The sequence below is a fragment of the Sedimenticola sp. genome, from assembly GCF_050289425.1.
Lineage (GTDB): Bacteria > Pseudomonadota > Gammaproteobacteria > Chromatiales > Chromatiaceae > Sedimenticola.
In genome coordinates, this window is the sequence record NZ_JBNKFS010000004.1 from 119,447 (window position 1) to 137,141 (window position 17,695).

At 55.5% G+C, this 17,695-nt stretch carries 15 protein-coding genes and 1 pseudogene (1 of these 16 only partly in view); 5 read left to right on the top strand and 11 right to left on the bottom strand.

Annotated elements, in window-relative coordinates:
• Positions 1-13: 13 nt before the first annotated feature.
• Entirely contained in the window at positions 14-3,520 is a 3,507-nt protein-coding gene (gene smc, locus ACQY5R_RS03920; protein WP_428604769.1) for a chromosome segregation protein SMC, read from the bottom strand.
• 211 nt (positions 3,521-3,731) lie between these two features.
• Between smc and queF the strand changes: the two genes are divergently transcribed.
• Positions 3,732-4,121, top strand: a complete 390-nt coding sequence (queF, locus tag ACQY5R_RS03925; RefSeq protein WP_428604771.1) for a preQ(1) synthase — start codon at positions 3,732-3,734, stop codon at positions 4,119-4,121.
• Between the two features lie 118 nt (positions 4,122-4,239).
• Here queF and rdgC read toward each other — a convergent pair whose 3' ends face one another.
• Both rdgC and amrS read right to left on the bottom strand, forming a co-directional pair.
• Complete coding sequence (gene rdgC / locus ACQY5R_RS03930) at positions 4,240-5,157, bottom strand: recombination-associated protein RdgC (RefSeq protein ID WP_428604773.1); 918 nt, start codon at positions 5,155-5,157, stop codon at positions 4,240-4,242.
• Positions 5,158-5,619: 462 nt separating this feature from the next.
• Positions 5,620-6,702: an AmmeMemoRadiSam system radical SAM enzyme gene (amrS, locus tag ACQY5R_RS03935; protein ID WP_428604775.1), complete on the bottom strand. Its 1,083-nt coding sequence runs from the start codon at positions 6,700-6,702 to the stop codon at positions 5,620-5,622.
• A 92-nt stretch (positions 6,703-6,794) separates the two neighbouring features.
• Between amrS and amrB the strand changes: the two genes are divergently transcribed.
• Both amrB and amrA read left to right on the top strand, forming a co-directional pair.
• Entirely contained in the window at positions 6,795-7,583 is a 789-nt protein-coding gene (gene amrB, locus ACQY5R_RS03940; RefSeq protein ID WP_428604777.1) for an AmmeMemoRadiSam system protein B, read from the top strand.
• Positions 7,570-8,151, top strand: coding sequence for an AmmeMemoRadiSam system protein A (gene amrA / locus ACQY5R_RS03945; RefSeq protein WP_428604779.1), 582 nt, complete (start codon positions 7,570-7,572; stop codon positions 8,149-8,151). Before amrB ends, amrA begins: the two co-directional genes overlap by 14 nt.
• A gap of 15 nt (positions 8,152-8,166) precedes the next feature.
• Here the strand turns inward: amrA and ACQY5R_RS03950 are convergent, their stop codons facing one another.
• Positions 8,167-9,087: a pentapeptide repeat-containing protein gene (locus ACQY5R_RS03950; RefSeq protein WP_428604782.1), complete on the bottom strand. Its 921-nt coding sequence runs from the start codon at positions 9,085-9,087 to the stop codon at positions 8,167-8,169.
• Between the two features lie 124 nt (positions 9,088-9,211).
• On the opposite strand from ACQY5R_RS03950, the gene ACQY5R_RS03955 reads away from it, so the two are divergent.
• Complete coding sequence (locus tag ACQY5R_RS03955; protein ID WP_428604785.1) at positions 9,212-10,576, top strand: flagellar hook-length control protein FliK; 1,365 nt, start codon at positions 9,212-9,214, stop codon at positions 10,574-10,576.
• Positions 10,573-10,863 (top strand): EscU/YscU/HrcU family type III secretion system export apparatus switch protein, encoded by a 291-nt coding sequence (locus ACQY5R_RS03960; RefSeq protein ID WP_428604788.1) that lies wholly within the window; start codon positions 10,573-10,575, stop codon positions 10,861-10,863. The genes ACQY5R_RS03955 and ACQY5R_RS03960 overlap by 4 nt, the downstream gene beginning before the upstream one ends.
• Before the next feature lie 13 nt (positions 10,864-10,876).
• On the opposite strand, the gene fliJ is transcribed toward ACQY5R_RS03960, so the two are convergent.
• The 7 genes and pseudogenes from fliJ to ACQY5R_RS03995 form a co-directional block, all read right to left on the bottom strand.
• A complete protein-coding gene (gene fliJ, locus ACQY5R_RS03965) occupies positions 10,877-11,308 on the bottom strand; it encodes a flagellar export protein FliJ (protein WP_428604790.1) in 432 nt (143 codons plus the stop codon).
• A gap of 69 nt (positions 11,309-11,377) precedes the next feature.
• Positions 11,378-12,724 (bottom strand): flagellar protein export ATPase FliI, encoded by a 1,347-nt coding sequence (fliI, locus tag ACQY5R_RS03970; RefSeq protein WP_428604793.1) that lies wholly within the window; start codon positions 12,722-12,724, stop codon positions 11,378-11,380.
• Entirely contained in the window at positions 12,721-13,419 is a 699-nt protein-coding gene (locus ACQY5R_RS03975; RefSeq protein WP_428604795.1) for a flagellar assembly protein FliH, read from the bottom strand. Before ACQY5R_RS03975 ends, fliI begins: the two co-directional genes overlap by 4 nt.
• The gene (fliG, locus tag ACQY5R_RS03980) at positions 13,400-14,410 is read right to left on the bottom strand and encodes a flagellar motor switch protein FliG (RefSeq protein ID WP_428604797.1); all 1,011 of its coding nucleotides are present in this window, start codon (positions 14,408-14,410) and stop codon (positions 13,400-13,402) included. The genes ACQY5R_RS03975 and fliG overlap by 20 nt, the downstream gene beginning before the upstream one ends.
• Positions 14,397-16,046: a flagellar basal-body MS-ring/collar protein FliF gene (fliF, locus tag ACQY5R_RS03985; RefSeq protein WP_428604799.1), complete on the bottom strand. Its 1,650-nt coding sequence runs from the start codon at positions 16,044-16,046 to the stop codon at positions 14,397-14,399. The genes fliG and fliF overlap by 14 nt, the downstream gene beginning before the upstream one ends.
• Before the next feature lie 74 nt (positions 16,047-16,120).
• Positions 16,121-16,438 carry a flagellar hook-basal body complex protein FliE gene (gene fliE, locus ACQY5R_RS03990; protein WP_428604802.1) on the bottom strand — a complete coding sequence of 106 codons (318 nt, stop codon included), beginning with the start codon at positions 16,436-16,438 and terminating at the stop codon, positions 16,121-16,123.
• 61 nt (positions 16,439-16,499) lie between these two features.
• A pseudogene (locus tag ACQY5R_RS03995) lies at positions 16,500-17,695 on the bottom strand (sigma-54-dependent transcriptional regulator); it runs 235 nt beyond the window's last position.

The window sequence follows — 17,695 nt, forward strand, 5'->3', positions numbered from 1 at the left end:
CAACAAAGCGTCACTACATCGCCGCCAGCTCAGCCGCCTCCGAGATATCCACCGAAACCAGACGGGATACACCGGGTTCATGCATGGTGACACCGGTCAGCTGGTTGGCGATCTCCATGGTGATCTTGTTGTGACTAATGAAAATAAACTGCACCCGTTCCGACATGGATTTCACCAGCTCACAGAAACGTCCGACATTGGCGTCATCCAGGGGCGCATCCACCTCATCCAGCATACAGAACGGTGCCGGATTCAGTTCAAAAATAGCGAATACCAGGGCGACCGCCGTGAGCGCCTTTTCACCGCCCGATAAGAGGTGAATACTGGAATTGCGCTTGCCGGGCGGTCTTGCCATGACGGTCACGCCAGTATCCAGCAGATCTTCCCCGGTCAGTTGCAAGTAGGCGTGTCCACCACCGAACAGGCGGGGAAACTTCTCCTGCAGTCCGTTATTCACCTTGTCGAAGGTCTCTTTGAAGCGGGTTCGCGTCTCCCGGTCAATCTTGCGGATAGCGTTCTCCAACGTCTCCAGTGATTCCGTCACATCGGCATGCTGGGCATCCAGGTATTTCATCCGCTCGGACTGCTCCTGATATTCGTCGATAGCGGCCAGATTGATCGGGCCGAGACGACGGATGCGGGCATCCATCTGTTCCACCTGCTGATGCCAGGTGTCAACGGTCGCTTCGCCGGATAGCTCCAGAAACAATTGATCGCGATTGAATCCACTCTCCTTGAGCTGCTCTTCCACGGTTTTACAGCGAATCAACACTTCCTGCCGGCTCATCCGCGCCTGATCCATCGCTGTGCGTTGCCGCATCACCTCCTGCTCGCTGGCGGATCGCTCCTGCTCCAGGCGTCTGACACGGGTATCGATCTCTTCCAGCGTCGCCCGGGCCTTGGCCAACTCCGCCTCCACCTCAACCCTTAGCGCCAGTTGCTGCTCAAGCGCTTCGCCCTTTTCAAGCAGCGGCTCCTGCCCCTCTTCCAGGGCAAGCTTCAACTCATCCCGTCGATCCGTGAGGTGAGCCAACTGCCCCTGCATACGTTCCAAGCTCTGGGTCAGCGAGGCGTGTGAACTGCGCATGGATTCGATCTGCAGCGCGATGGCATGAGCTTGATTGCGTTGTTGGCTGGATGCTTCACGCATCTCATTCAGCGCCTGGCTCAGGGTTTCACGCTGTTGTACCAGTAGCTCCCTTCGCTCACCCAGGGTCTCCATATCGGCCAGGGCGGCATGCAGACGGCTTCGGGACATCTCCAACTCCTCCCTGTCCGCTTCAGCCTGCTGGCGCAACTCATCCATCTCGCGCTGGATGGTTTCGCCACGGTGTTTCAGGTGCTCGGCCCGGGTTCGTTTGCCGGTCAGTTGGGAGCGGAGTTCAGACAGCCCGCGATTCACCTCATTGAGCTGTTTCTGGGCCTGTTCTCTCTCCTGCTCGGCGGCGTGCAGTTGCTCCCGTCCCGCGGCCAGCGCCTCGGCGGCCTGCTCGGTTTGTTCTTCCAACTGGGCGATGCGCTCACCCAATTCACGAATCTCTTGTTCGCGCGCCAACACGCCGGCACTTTCATCTTCACCCCGGCTCAGGCGCAGCCAGTTGCGGCCCAGCCAGATTCCCTCCGGGGTAATCACCGATTCGCCGTGCTTGAGGGTATCGCGCAGGGCATAGGCTTGATCAAGATCGTCTGCCGTCCGGACACTGTCCAGCAGACCGGACAACGACCAGGGGGATCGGACTTTGTTCAACAGGTCATCGGCGGGGCCGGATGGCGTGTCTCCGGCGACGCTGGTATCAAACAGGGATAAGGTGCCGTTTTCAAACGTCTCCAACCCTTCCGCCAACGCCTGCAATCCGTCACTGCATACCGACTGCAGATGAAAGCCCAACACGGTTTCTACGGCACGCTGCCAACCGGATTCCACTTCGATCTTCTCGGCCAGGCGGGCGGCTTTACCCAGACCCTGGGCTTCAAGCCATTCGGTAACCGCATGCTCCTGTTTCCCCAATGCCGCCTGCTGCAGCGCTTCCAGGGAGGCAAAGCGGCCACGCGCGGTTTGCAGCGTTGCGCGCGCCTCATCCAACTGCTGCCCCGTCTGCTGATTTTCCTGGCGAATCTGGGTAATGCGATCGGTCGTCTTGGCCAGACGCTCCTGCAGTAACGCGGATTGCTCCTCACGCTCCTGCTCCTGCATCTCCAACGCCTGGATACTGTCCAGCAGTTGCTGGTCATTCAGCCGCTCCAGCTCCTCCATGAACCGTTCAAGACGCTTCTGGGTCTGGTTGCTTTTGTCGTCCAAATGGTTGATTCGTGTACGTTCCACCTGGGCCGTTTGGGCCGGTTCGGCCGCCTGGTGGTTGAAGCGTTCCCACTCATTTTGCCAACTTTGCATCGCCTGTTCGGCATCGGCCAATTTCTCCGCCGATTCCAGTTCAATCTCCCGCGCTTCCTCCAACAGGGGTTCCTGCTGTTGCAGGCTAGCGTTGAGCTCTTGCAGCCGTGCTTCATCCTGTTGGCGATGGTCGGTCGACTCTTGCCAGGCTTGCTCGGTCTGGTGCAGGTCATGTTCAAATTGCGCGCGGCTCTCCTTAGCATATTGAATCGACTGCTCAAGTCGGGCTATCTCGCTCCCCACTGCATAGAATCGTCCCTGCACTTCATTGAAATTGTCGTTGGCTTCGGCATGACCGTCGCGATCGCGCTCGATATCCGCTTCCAAGCGACGCTGTTTGGCGATAGCCGCTTCAAGATCGGTCTCTTTCTCCAGAATCTCCAGATCGCGGCGTTTGATATCATCATCCATACCCCGCCAGCGCAAAGCCAACAGCTCGGCCTGCAACCTGCGCTCTTGCTCTTTGTACTCCTTATAACGCTCGGCGGTGTTGGCCTGGCGCTGCAGGTGCTGCAACTGTTTGGCGATCTCTTCCCGCAGATCGTTCAGCCGATCCAGATTCTCCTTGGTACGGCGAATCCTGTTTTCGGTATCCCGGCGCCGCTCTTTGTACTTGGAGATGCCCGCCGCCTCTTCCAGGAAGGCACGAAGATCCTCCGGTCTGGCTTCAATCAGGCGTGAAATCATGCCCTGCTCGATGATGGAGTAGCTGCGCGGACCCAGTCCGGTACCGAGGAACAGGTCGGTGATGTCGCGTCGACGACAACGCACCCCATTCATGAAATAGTTGGATTGACCGTCTCTGGAAACCTGGCGCTTGACCGAAATGGTGGAGTACTGGGCGTACTGTCCACCAGCCGTTCCATCGCTGTTATCGAATACCAGTTCGATACTGGCGGTACCGACCGGCTTGCGCCCGGTAGAGCCGTTGAAGATCACGTCCGCCATCGATTCACCGCGGAGCATTTTGGCTGAACTCTCACCCATTACCCAACGAACCGCATCGATCACATTGGATTTGCCGCAACCGTTGGGCCCGACAATGCCGACCAGATTGCTCGGCATATGCACCGTTGTCGGATCGACAAAAGATTTAAAACCGGCCAGTTTGATTTTTTCTAAGCGCATAGACTCGGTAACATACAGATAGACAGGCCTGGTTACAAGTGAACCAAGTCATGTTATTTTACATTAGAAATATTATTTAACTTGTTGTTTATTAACTATAATTAATTGTAATAGTTAATATTTTTTAGACATCTAAAAGCCCTCACTTCAGGCCTGCCCACAACTCCCGTATAATCGCCGAATTTCCTCCACAGATCGAGAACAATCGAACATGCCAAGTCAACCCAGCAAGACCCTGGAAACCTTCCCGAATCCCCAACCGGACAGGGACTACACCATCCGTATCGAAGTACCGGAATTCACCTGCCTCTGCCCCAAAACCGGCCAGCCCGACTTCGCCGAGCTCACCATCGAGTATATTGCCGACAAACTCTGCGTCGAGTTAAAGTCGTTGAAACTGTACGCCTGGTCATTCCGCGATGAAGGCGCCTTCCATGAAGCGGTCACCAACCGGATCCTGGATGACTTGGTGGCAGCCACCCAACCCCGCTTCATGCGTCTAACAGCAGACTTCAATGTACGGGGCGGCATCTATACCACGGTCGTAGCCGAACACCGGGCAGATGGCTGGCAGCCGCCGCAACCGGTCACACTGCCCTGACCCCAAACGGGAAACCGACCGACAACAATTGGGCAGGATGTGTTGAGCAACCTGGTACGCACCGGTGGTCACCAACCGTGCGTCATCATGCTCAACACATCCTGCTCATCTTATAGCCTTACCTTCCTTCAGATTCTGCCAGCCCGCCAAACACCTCCACCAGCCGGGCGACAAAGCGGCGAAGCTCAAGACTCATCAGGGCAAAATCCACGTCGAAACGGGTGGCCGCATCCTCAGATTCCGCAGCGGCTGCCTCTTCCAGGATCAGATCAAGAAATTTCAAGCGCTTGATCGACATATCATCGACCAGAACGAAGCCCAGGCGCTCTCCCCACTCCAGAGCCAATTTAACTACTTGCTTGCCGGCATCCAGGTGGGTGCGCATCTCATCCCCCTCCAGATCCTGCCGTTTGCAGCGGATGATGCCACCCTCTTCCACCGTATCGCGCAGCTCACATTCATCCTGAATCAAGAACTCGGCGGCGTCAGCAGTGCCCTCCAACCAGGCGGTCATGATCGCTGCCGGCGATTGGGCCACTTCAAGCGGTTTGGCCGGCAGGGTGCCCAGCGTCTCGCGCAACAGGCTCACCAGCTCCTCCGCCCGCTTGCTGCTGGAAGCATCCACTACCAGCCAATTGTCGCGGGTATCGATATAAGCGTAGTGACTGGATGATTTGACAAAAGCGCGGGGCAACAGATCATGAATCAACTCATCCTTGATCTCTTCCTGCTCCTTACGGCGTACCTTTCTCGCTTCCGTCTCTTCGATCGAGGCGACTTTCTCGGCCAGCATTTCACGTACCACCGACGACGGTAACACACGCTCTTCCCGCCGGGCGCAGATCATAATGCAGCCATTCGCCGCATGGGTCAGCAGTTCTGCACCTCGTCCCAGCGGCGGTTGCCATCCGAATGAGGAGAGTTCGAGGCTGCCACACCCCTTTGCCGCCCGCGCCATCAGTTGATCATGCAAGGCTTCGGGAGTCAGTTCGAAGGGGGTGAGGAGCTTGAAAATCTGCAGATTCTTGAACCACATGCTGGAATCGTCTCGCTAAAAAGCGGGCATTATCCCGGAACCTGGGCTACCTATCCAGCTTAAATCCTGTCTCGTTCCGTGAAGCGGTAATCCTGTACGAATACCGCAAGGCATCCCTTTTCCGAGTCGACGCCAAATGCCCAGGGGGGGACAGGATTTTCACTTTTTCTGATCACCCACCAAACCCAGCTATGATCGAACACTATTTATTAAGCCACGAATGAACGCGAATACACGCAAATAGGTATAAAAAAAGCAACAAGTTACCCCGTATTTAACCCGGCACGTAACCGGAACGGATGCTGGTCCTAAGATGATTGGTACCCTACCCTACGGAATCAGCGATATATCATTCACGAAATGACATTATTCGCGTTCATTCGCGGCTAATATTTTTTCTGATGGCTGAGCTAGATGAGTAATGCAAGTTACTTCTTGATGGTAGAAAAGGCCGTGTCCTGACTAACCGTTCATACGAACAGGCTGCCGTCTCGCACCCCAGTTACCGGGTGTCGCTTCGAAGACACCGGGACAAGCCTGCCCACAGTAGGCACAATGGCCATCCGCCGTCAGATGCCACTCTCCCAGCTCATACCAGTCGCGCTCGATGAGCAACTTACCGCAACCGGTACACCAAGTACTGCCCCCAGCCGCGTCATGCACATTACCGGTATAGGCATAGTGCACACCATTACTCAAGGCGATCTGTCGCGCCCGGGAGAGTGTTGCGGGCGGAGTTGGCGGATGATCCATCATTTTCCAGTCCGGATGGAAGGCGGAGAAATGCATGGGCACGTCAGGACCGAGATTGGCCACCACCCAACGACTCATCTGGGTCAACTCTTCATCGCTGTCATTCTCTCCGGGAATCAGCAGCGTGGTCAGTTCAAACCAGACGTTTGTCTGCTCTTTCAGATAGACCAGGGTATCCAGAACCGGCTGCAGATGGGCACCGGTCAGCTTATGGTAAAACTTGTCACTGAACGACTTAAGATCCACGTTGGCAGCATCCATATGCTTAAAGAACTCCACCCTCGGCTCGGGTGAAATATAGCCAGCCGTCACCGCAACCGTCTTGATACCCCGGTCATGGCAGGCGATGGCGGTATCCACCGCGTACTCCATGAAGATCACCGGATCGTTATAGGTAAACGCGACACTGCGGCAACCAAGTTGGCTAGCCCGATCCGCAATGGCTGCCGGGGACGCGCTGTCAGCCAATGTGTCCATTTCGCGGGATTTGCTCATATCCCAGTTTTGACAAAATCGGCAGCTCAGGTTGCAACCGGCCGTCCCGAATGAAAAGACCGGGGTACCCGGCAGGTAGTGATTCAACGGCTTCTTCTCGATCGGGTCGACACAGAACCCGCTGGAACGGCCATAAGTGGTTAATACGACCTCACCCCCATGACAGGCGCGTACGAAACAGAGCCCTTGCTGTCCCTCCTTGATCTTGCACTCGCGCGGACAGAGATCACACTGCACCCGGTTTTCATCGATCCGGTGCCAGTATTGGGTGGGATAATCAGTTGTCGTGGCCGGCATTCCACTACCTCGTCAAATGGCTATGTTCTACACTTAATTATAGATCTGTGTGACGGTTCCAACAGCGCAATTCGACTTCAGGACACCCATCGATGAAAACGATCAAACCACCCGCCGTAGCCGGTCTGTTTTATCCGGCGGAAGCAGAAACACTACGGCAACAGGTAAAGGGGTATATTGCTGCTGCCCAAACGTTATCCCCTACTCCACCCAAAGCACTGATTGCCCCCCATGCGGGCTATATCTATTCAGGCCCGATTGCGGGGACCGCCTATGCCAGCCTGCAAAACGCCGCCGACCAGATTCATCGAGTCATACTGTTGGCACCGGCTCACCGGGTGGCTTTCCGGGGTATCGCTTACAGCTCCGCCAGCCATTTCCAAACTCCCCTCGGTATTCTACCGGTGGATACAGCGCTGCTGGAGGGTCTGCTCCATCTGGCTCAGCTGCATCAAAACGACGCAGCATTTGCCGAAGAGCACAGCGTCGAAGTCCATCTGCCGTTCCTTCAGGAGACGCTGGACTCCTTCACTATTCTGCCGTTGCTGGTTGGGGACGCCGATGCCGAGGAGGTAGCGGAGATCCTGGAATTAACCTGGAATGAGCAGGAAAATCTGATTGTTATCAGCTCCGACCTCAGTCACTACCTGGATTATGAAGCCGCAACGGAGATGGATCTGGCCACCTCACGCGCTATTGAATCCCTGCAGCCGGGAGCCCTCACCTACCACAGTGCCTGTGGCAGGATCCCGGTCAGCGGTCTGTTGCTGGTGGCCAAACGGCACCATCTGACAGGCCGGACTGTTGATCTGCGAAACTCCGGTGACACGGCCGGCTCCCATGATCGCGTCGTCGGATACGGTGCTTATGTCTTCAACTGACCCACTCTCCGAACCGCTCTGTGACAACGATCGTGAGACCCTTTTGAGTCTGGCGAAGGCTTCCATACAGCATGGTTTGCAGTACGGTCGAGCCATCACAGTCGATCCTGCTGACTATACGGAGCCGCTACGGAAACGACGCGCCTCATTCGTCACACTGTTAATGCAAGGACAACTGCGCGGCTGCATCGGTCACCTGGAGGCGACTCAACCGATGGTCTCCGATGTGGCGGCCAATGCCTTTGCTGCTGCGTTTGAAGACCCTCGCTTTCCAGCTCTGTCGGCCGATGAATTGCCTCAACTGTCGATCCACATCTCACTGTTGACACCCGCACAACCCATGACCGTGGGTTCGGAGACGGAACTGATCGGACGGCTACAACCCGGCATAGATGGATTGATCCTGCAAGAGGGGCACCACCGTGGCACCTTCCTCCCCTCGGTCTGGGAACAACTGCCGGACCCGAAGACATTTCTTGCCCAGTTAAAAATAAAAGCCGGACTACCCAGCCACTATTGGTCAGATACGATACGTGTATCCCGTTACACCACCGAATCTTTTCCGTGAGCGAGACAATACGGATTATTTTTTGACCAGACAGCCACCCATCGAACCGGGAAGACAGACCGCACCGTTTATCCAAATGGCGTTATCCAGGCGTACCTGTTGCAACTTTGCACCACCCAGGTTGGCGCCGGTGAGATCGGCAAAACTGAGATCGGCTCCGGTCAGATCGGCATAGGAGAGGTCGGCTTGCCGCAACGTTGCCCCTTTCATGGCCGCCTGCTTCAGTTCGGTATAACTGAGGTCCGATTCCGACAGATCGACGTATTGCATATCACTGTCATTAAGCTTACTGCCGGACAATCGGGCACGGCGAATCAAACTATTGTTCAATAGCGCCCGCTCCATATCGGCCGCCTCATACTGAATACCATCCAGTTTACAATTCCGCCAATTAACACCGGGAGCCGGTTTGCTGCGGCAGTCGGGATCGGGAATGGATTCGGGGGCACCCAAATACAAACCAAAACCAATCGCCACCAGGACCAGGGCAGCCACCACCCCCATGGCGGCCAGCGGCAGGGGTTTCTTTTGACGCCGCTCCAGCAGGTCGGTTTTGGCCTTGCGGTGATTTTGCATAATTTCCAATTCAGCGGCACGACGCTCGCCTTTTCGGCGTTTTTTAAATTCCTCATCGTCGCTTTTGGTCCTTCGGTCGCGGCCATTTCGCTCGTCTTCACGCATACGCGAAGCGATCAACAGGTCGCTGTTCCCTTCCGCCATCGCCTTCCTAACCTCAGGCGGAATGACATCCGGAACAGCCGATACCGGACGCCAGTTTTTTCGATCGTTACTTACCTCATCCTCCATGATTACCCGGCCCAGGAGGACAAATCGCCTGACAGTACCGCAGGGATAAGGCCCTTTTACCTGGCCATTGCGGCGGATAAACCAGAGATTCTTTTTGGTCGGTTCAATACCGTTTTCTGTTTCTGTCATTTGCGTCTCTGCACAGCGGCTTGCGAACACGGGGTGGAGGAGCAGCCCCGGATTTCCTGCTCAATCTATCGGCCAGCCGGACGATAAACTAAAATACCATCAGGCATTTATACCGAACAATTACATGCAAATCACGGACCCTATTTCCAATCCACGCCTCTTTATCGAGCAAACCCGGGCAGATGCCTTTCAGCAACTGCGTCCAGGACAGATGGTTCAGGCCGTGGTGGAAACCCAAGTTGAGAAAGGCATCGCCCAACTCAACATAGGTGGCATAAAAGTGCCGGTTAAAACCGCGATGAAGCTGGAGATCGGTCAACAATTGGCACTAAATGTCGTTAAGGCAGGTAAAATACCTGAATTTAAAGTGGTCAGAGCGTTGACCCCTTCAATCACCCAAGCATTGGTATTAAAAAACATCCTCCCCAAGCAATTACCCCTGAATCAGGTACTCGACACCCTAAAATCCCTGTCTGCCCTGCAACCGGCGCCAATAAACAGTGGGGGGGCAACCCCGATTCCCCACAGGCAGAACATACTGCCAGCCCTGTTTGAGCAACTCCTGCAACAACCGGAAATCACCCCCGCCACAACATCTTCTACCGCACTGGCTACCCCTGCCGCCGGGCGGACGCAAACCGGCACGCTCCTGGAGCGGAACCTACAGCTCATCGCCAACGCCTTACAGACCAACCAGGGCAAGCGTGCCCCGGAAGGCAAAATAGCCGGTTCGGTATCGGAGCTGGCCAAGCAGATTAATCAAGTGATTAATCAGGCCATTTCAGCCAGCAAACCGTTGACAGGAGAAGCTATTCGCCAAGCCTTCAACCAGTCCGGACTGTTCCTGGAGCCACATCTGGTCAGCCAACAAGTGACAGGAACCGATTTCAAGCAGCACCTCATGCAACTGTTACAGTCATTGCAGTCGCTCCAGACAATGCTGGCAGCGACGCATCTCCCACATGAAATGGCGACAGGGAAAAACAGCGATACGGCGACAACCCTGCAACTCCTGGCATTACGCTTATTTGCTGAACTGCACCACCAGGCTGAGGGGGCACTGGCCCGGGTTCAACTGCATCAACTCGCTTCTCTGCCGCAGGATGACAACAGTCCCAAACAGATATGGCAATTTGAGTTACCCATTGCCCATCCAGATGGGCATGACGAATTTCTGATTAAATTTGAAAGGGAGGCCAGGCAGGCTGAGCAAACAGAAGACCGCTGGTCGGTTACGCTCAATTTCAACATCCCACCCGCCGGTCCCGTTTGCGCGCGCCTGAGCCTGCTGGATGACGAAATATCCAGTCACTTTACTGCCGAGTTTGCCGACGCGGCCAAGCGGATCGAACAGTCACTGCCGCGACTGTACGAAGCGTTTTTAAAAGCGGGATTGAAAATCGGTAAACTTTCCGCCAGCCAGGGGAGTGCCGTCACACGGCCGGACCAACCGCTCTCCCCCTCCCCCCTACTGGATGAACGGGCATGAGTGAAACCTACGACCAAACACCCGACGTGGCCGTGGCGCTATTATATGACGGCGAGAACACACCGCGCATTACCGCAAAGGGAGAGGGAAAACTGGCGGAGCAGATATTTCTTCTTGCGCGGGAACATGGCGTGCCACTGGAAAACGATCCGCAACTGGCCGCCATTCTTTCCCAGATCCCTCTGGGAGACGAAATTCCTGAATCGCTTTACCGGGCCATTGCGGAAGTTATCGCCTTCGCCTACCTGGTTTCCGGTAAAAGACCCCCCGGTTTCAAAGAGGAATGATCTTTAACGGTGGCTAACGTGGACCGCGTTGGTTGCGGTCGTCAGATTCATCCTGCTCCCGTTTATCCACCACTTTCTGCTCGGCGGAACGAAAGCGATCCATCACCTTGCCCAACGCCTGAGTTCGCACATGTTTCTGCTGCCACTGCTCTTTGCGTGTGACGCATTCACTCTTGCTGGCCAGCACCACTTTTTCTTGCTCTTTGATGGCCCGATCGAGTTTTTCCAGAAATACCCGGTACTCCTGCATCTGCTTGGCAGACATACCCTGGCGGGCCGTCACCTCAAAGCGTTCCAGATACTCCTGATGATAACGTTTGAGATCGCCCAGCTTCGCTTCCTGATCACGCATACGACGTTGGGAATCACCCAGTTCGCGCGCGGCATCGTTCTCCTTGGATTGTGCTATCCGTTGAACCGGCTGTAATCGTTTAGAGGGAACCATGCTTCTTCTCCGCCTGACTGTCCCGGTATTCCCGGTACACTCTTAAGGTCTCACTATTTTAACTGATTCTCAAGAAAAGAGTGTCGTCAAATCGGACAAACTCTGTTCACGGGAAACCGGGGTATTCATATCCTGCCGTAAAAAACGTTCCAACTCCGGCATGGCATCGATCGCCGTATCGATCCTTTCATCACTGCCCCGCTCATAGGCACCCACATTAATCAAGTCCTGATTCTGTCTATACAACGAGTAGAGGTGTTTAAAGGCCCGTGCCGCATCCTGATGTTCTTTATCGGTAATGTCATTCATGGCGCGACTGATCGATGCTTCAATATCGATAGCGGGATAATGTCCACTCTCTGCCAGTCTTCGGGACAGTACGATATGACCATCCAGAATAGCGCGGGCCGCGTCGGCAATTGGATCATTCTGATCATCGCCTTCTGCCAGCACGGTATAGAATGCGGTAATGGATCCACCGCCTTTATCGCCGTTTCCGGCACGCTCAACCAACTGAGGTAGTTTGGCAAATACGGACGGAGGATAACCCTTAGTTGCCGGCGGCTCGTTGATCGCCAGGGCGATTTCCCGTTGCGCCTGGGCAAAACGGGTGAGCGAATCCATCAACAGCAGCACATGCTTTCCCTGATCCCGGAAGTGCTCCGCTATACTGGTAGCCAACATCGCTCCGTGCATGCGCCTGAGCGGGGTGTTGTCCGCCGGAACCGCCACCACTACCGCGCGAGACATGCCCTCCTCGCCCAAGATGTTCTCGACAAACTCCTTCACCTCTCGACCGCGTTCGCCGATCAGACCCACCACGGTGATGTCGGCATCGGTATAGCGGGTCATCATGCCCAGCAGCACACTCTTGCCGACGCCGGAACCGGCAAACAGGCCGAGCCGTTGTCCCCGTCCCACCGTCAATAGCGCATTAATCGCCCGCACACCTACATCCAGTGGCTTGCGGATCGGGGTTCGGGTAAGCGGATTGAACACTTTGCCGGTCAGCGGCCTACGCTCCACGGCATGCAGACGCCCCTTGCCATCCAGCGGCCGTCCTGCCCCGTCCAACACCCGGCCCAGCAGATGGTCTCCCACCACCGCCTCACAGACCCTCCCTGTTGGAACCACACGGGCATCCTGCTCCAGGCCACGGATATCCCCGGTCGGCATCAGATAGAGGCTTTCACCCGCGAACCCCACCACTTCCGACTCGATTCTTTCACCACTGCTGCTGATTACGTCACACTGACCACCGATCGCCGCGCGGCAACCCACCGCCTCCAGCGTCAAACCGATCATACGGGTAATTTTGCCCTCGACCACGAGACCGCGATCTTCCCCCACCCGCCGATGACAATGTTTCAGACGCTCTTTCCAGATCCCGTTACGGTTGGATTCCGGTAAACTCATCGGTCGATACCGCCTTGGGTTGTCTCATCTTCGTCGCGCTCGCCACCCATAATGCGGGTAATCATGGCAGCCAGCCGTGATTCCAGGGTTGCGTCAATCTGTGAAGTCTCGGTAACAATCCGGCATCCACCGCGGGCCAGCACCGGATCCTCGATAATTTTCCAGCTCTGCTCCCGGTCGCTCATATCGTAGATTTCACGAACCAGCCGGGCGTCTTCCGGATGCAGTTGGACACGAATATTGCGTGACGAAACCGGCAGTATGGAGAGGGATTCGCGGACTATGCCTATGATATGACTCGGTTCCATGCGAATTTCACGCCGTACCAACTGGCGTACCATGGATATCACCAACTCGACCAACTCCCGCTCTACCTGTTCATCGAGCTGCTGCAGGGGGGATTCCAGCGTCTCCATCAACGCGTCCACCTGGTTGATCAGCTGACTGATATTCTGTTGACCTTTCTCCAGGGCTTCCTTGTGCCCGAAGGCAAAACCCTCTTTCTTGCCGAGCTCAAAACCTTCCTGATAAGCCTCTTTCTGCAACTCTTCCAACTGCTCGGCGGTCAGCATGGTGCCCGAAGAGCGCATCTTGACGACACTCTTCTCCTCTTTCTGCCCCATGCTGGGCGGCAACCACTGTTGCGCACTGCCCGCATCTTCGCCGGACAGCACTTTAGATGAACTCTTCTCCACCGCTACCTCCAAGCATGATCTCTCCGGCATCCGCCAGTCGGCGTGCGACAGTCAGGATCTCTTTCTGCGCGGCTTCCACATCGCTCAGACGTACCGGAGGCGCCGCTTCCAGATCGTCTCGCAGCATCTCCGCGGCTCGTTTTGACATATTTTTGAATATCTTCTCTTTCAGGCCCTCATCCGCCCCACGCAATGCCAACAACAGTTGATCGGAGGCCACCTCTCGCAACAGAGTCTGAATACCCCGGTCGTCCACATCGATCAGATTATCGAACACGAACATGTTGTCCTGGATCTCCTGGGCGATTTCCGGATCGGCACCGGTGACATGCTCCATGATATTGCTTTCAATGCTGCCCTCGATCAGGTTGAGGATGTTGGCGGCGGTTTTAATACCGCCCAAACTGGAAGATTTGACATTGGAGGCGCCGGAAAACTGCTTTTCGAGAATCTCATCCAGTTCCTGCAATGCGGCCGGCTGGATACCATCCAGCGTAGCGATACGCATCACGATGTCAGGTCTGACCCGCTCCGGAAATTCTGATAAAACCTCGGCCGCCTGATCTGAATCGAGAAAAGAGAGAACAATAGCGATAATTTGCGGGTGCTCAAGCCGGATCAGCTCCGCTACCGAACGCGGATCCATCCATTTCAACTGCTCCAGACCCTTACTGTTTCGGCCCAACAGGATACGGTCGATTACGCCGCCCGCCTTCTCCTTACCCAACGCATTATTCAATACATTGCGGATATACTCGTCGGAGTCCATACCCAGGGAAGTCTGACTGCGCAACGTATCGACGAACGAGTGCATCACCGCTTCCATTTTGCTGGTGCTGACATTGCTCATGTTAGCCATGGCCAAACCCAGTTCCTGAACCTCTTTCGGGCCCATATGGGAAAGAATCGAGGCGGCGTCTTTTTCGCCCAACGCCAGCATCAGGATAGCCGCACGCTCTACCCCCGATGTTTTATTTTCATCTGCCGCCATCTTCTGCCACCCAACTTCTCACGACCTGCGCCACGCGCTTGGGATCATCCTGCACCATCTGGCGGGCAGCTTCCAGCGTGTTCTCATATTTCTCCGGCCCCGGCAGACGCATGGCCTCTTCAGAGCCATCCAGTGATCCGGCACCGCCAGCCGCACCATGGGCACCACCCGCCGCTCCCTCTGCAGCCGGAATCTGATGCATAACGGGCGGCGCAGTCAACTTTTTCATAGTCGGTCGTAATACAAAAAAGATCAGTACGAGTACAAGTATGACACCTCCAACCTGTTTCGCCACATCCCAAACCCAAGGCTCTTCCCAGATGGCCAACTCAGGCAGTGGCTCGGGAGGCGCGGGCATCATAAAGGCCGAATTAATCACCTCAACGCTGTCACCCCGCTGCGCGCTGAAGCCAATGGCTTCTTTCACCAGACGGGTCAGGCGGCTGATCTCTTCCGGTGTACGTTCAATACGGGTGACCACGCCGTCATCCGCCACACTGACTTGATCATCCACTACTACGGCCACCGAAAGGCGACGCAGCTTATTGCTCGCCAACCGGGTATGGCTAACCGTTTTGTCCAACTCGTAATTCCGAGTAGCCCGTTTACTGCTGTTCAAAGGTGAAGCCGCAGACTCCCCGTCAGCCCCGGCTGTCGCCACTTCCGGTGCCGTGCCGGCCGCCGGAGGCTGATTGCTCAGCGCCCCCGGCACACCCTGCACGGATGACAAGCGACTCGACTGTTCATTCACCTGCTCGCTGCGCAACGCCGGCAGATCGGGGTTAAAGCGTTCCGACGTCTGCTCCGTAACGGTAAAGTCCACATCCGCACTGACCTGAGCCCGTACCCGATCGGCTCCGAGGATCGGTGCCAGGATATCCTCCACCCGTTGACGATAATGTTTCTCCAGCTCCCGGGTATACTCGAACTGACTGGAGGTAAGCATCATCTGGCGGGAATCCATCTGGCCGTTCAGCAAATTGCCTTTCTGATCGACCACCGTAATACGACCGGGGTCCAACTCCGGAACACTGGATGCTATCAGGTGCACAATGGCGGCCACTTGTCCCTTATCCAACACCCGGCCCGAATAGAGTTTTAGTACCACTGAGGCGCTGGGATCGTCTTTTTTACGCACGAAAACCGATTGCTTAGGAGTAGCCAGATGGACCCGCGCCGACTCGATATTGGCCAGAGTGCTGATGGTGCGCGCCAACTCTCCTTCCAGTGCTCGATGGAAACGCGCCGCCTCCAATGCCCGGCTGGTGCCAAATCCGGTCTCTTGCTGCAGAATTTCAAACCCCATGCTACTGCTGTGCGGCAAACCCTGACCGGCAAGTTTCATCCGCGCCTCTTGCAGTTTGCCGCTGGTGACCATGACGGCCCCGGTCGAATCATTTACCTTGAACGGAATACCGTTCTGCTCCAGGGCGGCCACTACTTCGGCCGCATCCTTTTGCGCCAGATTCCCATAAAGCAAACTGTAACTCGGCGTCTGGGACCAAAGCACCACAGCGATTCCCAGCGCCACGCTGGCTGCAATGCCGACCATAACCGCCAACTGCCGGACAATGGGGTTCTGCCCCAAACTGGCCGTCGGAAAGGATTGCGTTAAGGCATTTTCATCATTGGCCACGGTTTTTTACCCACTTTAAATTCTTAACTAATAACATTAGATATAAGTCATTATTCTTTGTTTTTACAGAGCATTTAAATAGGCATATTCATCACTTCTTTATACGCATCCACCAACTTGTTTCGCACCTGTAACATGGTCTCGAAAGAGAGGCTGGACTTTTGCACGGCCACCATCACTTCAGCCAGATTGACGTCCTCCGCGCCCAGCTCAAAGGCGCGTTTCAGATCGCCCGCTTGCTGCTGGGTCTCATTTACCTGGTTGATCGACTGGGATAACAGATCGCCAAAACTGGGGGCCGTTGGATCATCTGCGGCCTGTGATGTCGAGGCGGCCTGCGCCGACATAGTACGAATCTGCGCCAATACTTGATCGATTTGAGTGGTGGTCATAATTGGATTCCCTAACAACTGTGTCTTTTGATTCCAGAACTATGCAGAAACCGCACCAACCTCACCGAGGGATGGCGACTCCCGCCTCCCGCAGTCGTGCAATTTTGTAACGCAAGGTACGCTGACTAATACCCAAACGTTCAGCCACCTCTTTACGGCTTCCCCGGTCTTCACGCAGCGCGTCCAAAATCATGCGCTCTTCCACCGAGCGCAAATCATCACTTAGACACCCCTTGGCCTCCTGTTCTGCAGACTTGCGTAGCGGTTGAGCTACGGCCATATCCATCTCAAAACAGAGGGCGTCGGGTAGAATTTCCGTCCCATCACAGAGAATCAGCGCACGCTGCACGACATTGTCGAGTTCACGCACATTGCCCGGCCACTTATGCTCAAGCAGCCGCTGTTCGGCCTCTGGCGACAAGACAGGCTCAATAATGCGCTGTGCCAGGCAGATACGACGCAGTAAGAAACGCGCCAACGGAAGAATATCTCGCGGCCGATCTCTGAGGGGGGAGAGATGCAGGGGAAAGACGTTCAACCGATAAAACAGATCTTCCCGAAACCGGCCAGCCGCCACCTCTTCACGCAGATTACGGTTAGTGGTCGCCAAAATCCTGACGTTGAGAGGAATCACCTTTCTACCACCCAGACGCTCGACTTCACGTTCTTGCAATACCCGTAACAGCTTGGCCTGCAACGGTAGACTCATTTCCGAAACTTCATCCAGCAACAGCGTGCCGCCTTGCGCCTGTTCAAATTTTCCCGGCGCTGAATTGTACGCACCGGTATACGCCCCCTTTTCATATCCGAACAGCATCGCCTCCAGCATGTTGTCCGGTATGGCAGCACAGTTAATCGCCACGAAGGGGCCGTCACTGCATTGGGATTGTCGATGTATGTAGCGAGCAAACACCTCTTTACCGGTGCCACTCTCGCCACCGATAGATACAGTCGCCTGGCTTTGCGCCACCCGCCCGGCCAGACTCAACAACTCACGCGTCCGTATATCTTCGGCAATCACCTGCTCATCCACCGGCTGCACCTGTTGGATGCAGAGTTTCACTTTGTCAATCAGAAGTGACGGTTCAAACGGCTTTGCCAGATAATCCGTTGCACCGTTACGCATCGCCGATACCGCTTTTTCGATATTGCCAAATGCCGTCATCATCAATACCGGCAGTGTCGGAAAACGGGCCTTCACCCGTGCAAGCAGCTCATGTCCATCCATGGGCTTCATCTGTACATCGCTGATAACCA

Bases quoted from the DNA above. Each gene is read 5' to 3' on its own strand.
- smc (WP_428604769.1), bottom strand. From the start codon at position 3,520: ATGCGCTTAGAAAAAATCAAACTGGCCGGTTTTAAATCTTTTGTCGAT.
- queF (WP_428604771.1), top strand. From the start codon at position 3,732: ATGCCAAGTCAACCCAGCAAGACCCTGGAAACCTTCCCGAATCCCCAA.
- rdgC (WP_428604773.1), bottom strand. From the start codon at position 5,157: ATGTGGTTCAAGAATCTGCAGATTTTCAAGCTCCTCACCCCCTTCGAA.
- amrS (WP_428604775.1), bottom strand. From the start codon at position 6,702: ATGCCGGCCACGACAACTGATTATCCCACCCAATACTGGCACCGGATC.
- amrB (WP_428604777.1), top strand. From the start codon at position 6,795: ATGAAAACGATCAAACCACCCGCCGTAGCCGGTCTGTTTTATCCGGCG.
- amrA (WP_428604779.1), top strand. From the start codon at position 7,570: ATGTCTTCAACTGACCCACTCTCCGAACCGCTCTGTGACAACGATCGT.
- ACQY5R_RS03950 (WP_428604782.1), bottom strand. From the start codon at position 9,087: ATGACAGAAACAGAAAACGGTATTGAACCGACCAAAAAGAATCTCTGG.
- ACQY5R_RS03955 (WP_428604785.1), top strand. From the start codon at position 9,212: ATGCAAATCACGGACCCTATTTCCAATCCACGCCTCTTTATCGAGCAA.
- ACQY5R_RS03960 (WP_428604788.1), top strand. From the start codon at position 10,573: ATGAGTGAAACCTACGACCAAACACCCGACGTGGCCGTGGCGCTATTA.
- fliJ (WP_428604790.1), bottom strand. From the start codon at position 11,308: ATGGTTCCCTCTAAACGATTACAGCCGGTTCAACGGATAGCACAATCC.
- fliI (WP_428604793.1), bottom strand. From the start codon at position 12,724: ATGAGTTTACCGGAATCCAACCGTAACGGGATCTGGAAAGAGCGTCTG.
- fliG (WP_428604797.1), bottom strand. From the start codon at position 14,410: ATGGCGGCAGATGAAAATAAAACATCGGGGGTAGAGCGTGCGGCTATC.
- fliE (WP_428604802.1), bottom strand. From the start codon at position 16,438: ATGACCACCACTCAAATCGATCAAGTATTGGCGCAGATTCGTACTATG.